Source organism: Shigella sp. FC1567 (assembly GCF_001743015.1).
GTDB classification, from domain to species: Bacteria; Pseudomonadota; Gammaproteobacteria; order Enterobacterales; family Enterobacteriaceae; genus Escherichia; species Escherichia coli.
Map to the genome: position 1 here is coordinate 1 of NZ_MIIV01000211.1, position 2,517 is coordinate 2,517.

Consider the following 2,517-nt stretch of genomic DNA (forward strand, 5'->3'; position numbering starts at 1 on the left):
TGATTTTCAGGAACCGTTTTGACGGCTTCGGCTTTAAACTCCGTAGAGTAACGTTGGGTTTTTCTGCTCATTATTGGCTCCTTCTGATGCCATTCTATTCCAGGAAGGAGTGTCCGTTAAACTCAGGCTACCTCAACTCTCGTCTGGGGAATATCTCCCCGGCAGCCTTCAGGATAAAATATTATCAGATGACTGCTTAGAAAAAGAACAAATGGTGGTGTCCGCTATTGCCAGTACACCTCAAGCTTCTTACCATATTTGAAATAAAGCTCAATAGCGCAAATTTTTTGTTCTTCAGTAAACATGTTTCATCTTCTGAGAGTCCAGGAAATCGTCCGCATCCCCATTACCGTCTTATATCACTGGCGCTGACATGTGCTCATTGATGAAGTGAATCTGAATGACATGTTTTGCCATATCAACGCCAACCGGTGTATATTTCATTTGTGGAGTCTCCAGTCTGAGGACGCTTTATGCATCCCGTATTGGGCAGTATGATGCCGGAAAGCTGCGAGGCTCCACACCTGCCAGTTTCACCCTTTTAACCATCATACTACTCCGTGTTTAATTGTGTGGGATGCGTTCATTACATTTTAACAGTGTCACCCCGTCGGCCACGAAAGATAAACAGGTGACCAGAAAAGGGATCTTCATCCAGCACATGCTATATCTTGAACGTAACAACCAGACCCTCCGCACCCGCATCAAGCGGCTGGCACGTAAAACAATCTGCTTCTCGCGTTCCGTGGAAATCCACGAAAAGTCATCGGCTCCTTCATTGAAAAACACATATTCTACTGATTGGAAGCGCCACCCGAAAAAGTATCGTTTTTTTACAGTAAACTTCATTTAGCCGACTATAATGTAAAAAAATAAATTTTTTACCGAAATATAACATAAGGAAGTAATATGCTTACACAAACTATATTCCCTTGTCTTCCCAAAAAACAAGAAAATATCATCCCTGAAGTATCAAATACTATATTAGTATCTTCTACTGTTACTACAGATGGATGTACTGTTTTTAATAAACAAAAACAGCCATATACGAATTGCAAATACCTGCTACCAACCGAACGAAAAAGTTGAAATTCACAGCTACAGAAATACAATGGTTGACAAAGATAAATGAAGCCGGAATTAATGAAAAACAAAGCCAACGGTATTCTGATTTCTGAAGTTAATTTCAGACTCGTTTAAGCTCCATTTTCAAAAAAAATATATCAGGGTTTGTTACTAATAACTTCTGAAAACAGAAAAAAATAGAGCAGTAATTCTATTTCAGAGAGGAGTAACTCCATCTATCCTCGATACGTACTGAACGTTATCGTGATATATTCATCATGCTTTCTTCACCATTATTCGAGTACAGGGAGAGACGCAATGACCTTAAATACCTTTTTATGGCTGAATTACCATTCTCAGGAATAACAGCAGACTCCTTCCCATAGACGGCTTAGGGGGAAAGCAATACCCGGAGAAAGGGTACAAAGCAAACTGTTTTAAAATTAATAAGCTATATTCTATTTCACTAGAATTCTTATCGCTGATAAGAAATTTTAGTTATAATGATTAAATCAACCAATATACAGGCAATCGGTTCTGGTATTATGCATCAAATAAACAATATATACTCGTTAACTCCATTTCCTTTACCTATGGAACTGACTCCATCTTGTAATGAATTTTATTTAAAAGCCTGGAGTGAATGGGAAAAGAACGGTACCCCAGGCGAGCAACGCAATATCGCCTTCAATAGGCTGAAAATATGTTTACAAAATCAAGAGGCAGAATTAAATTTATCTGAGTTAGATTTAAAAACATTACCAGATTTACCGCCTCAGATAACAACACTGGAAATAAGAAAAAACCTATTAACACATCTCCCTGATTTACCACCAATGCTTAAGGTAATACATGCTCAATTTAATCAACTGGAAAGCTTACCTGCCTTACCCGAGACGTTAGAAGAGCTTAATGCGGGTGATAACAAGATAAAAGAATTACCATTGCTTCCTGAAAATCTAACTCATTTACGGGTTCATAATAACCGATTGCATATTCTGCCACTATTGCCACCGGAACTAAAATTACTGGTAGTTTCTGGAAACAGATTAGACAGCATTCCCCCCTTTCCAGATAAGCTTGAAGGGCTGGCTATGGCTAATAATTTTATAGAACAACTACCGGAATTACCTTTTAGTATGAACAGGGCTGTGCTAATGAATAATAATCTGACAACACTTCCGGAAAGTGTCCTGAGATTAGCTCAGAATGCCTTCGTAAATGTTGCAGGTAATCCACTGTCTGGCCATACCATGCGTACACTACAACAAATAACCACCGGACCAGATTATTCTGGTCCTCGAATATTTTTCTCTATGGGAAATTCTGCCACAATTTCCGCTCCAGAACACTCCCTGGCTGATGCCGTGACAGCATGGTTCCCGGAAAACAAACAATCTGATGTATCACAGATATGGCATGCTTTTGAACATGAAGAGCACGCCAACACCT

At 39.2% G+C, this 2,517-nt stretch carries 1 protein-coding gene and 2 pseudogenes; all 3 read left to right on the forward strand.

What is annotated here, in order from left to right; translation table 11 throughout:
- Nucleotides 1-619 precede the first annotated feature (619 nt).
- Nucleotides 620-801: pseudogene (locus BHE85_RS26960) on the forward strand (IS1 family transposase); the annotation flags it as partial.
- 108 nt (nt 802-909) lie between these two features.
- Nucleotides 910-1,178, forward strand: a pseudogene (locus tag BHE85_RS13295) (hypothetical protein).
- Between the two features lie 390 nt (nt 1,179-1,568).
- Nucleotides 1,569-2,517, forward strand: a 949-nt coding sequence (locus tag BHE85_RS13300) for a leucine-rich repeat domain-containing protein (protein ID WP_277916909.1), incomplete at its 3' end; no start/stop codon positions are given.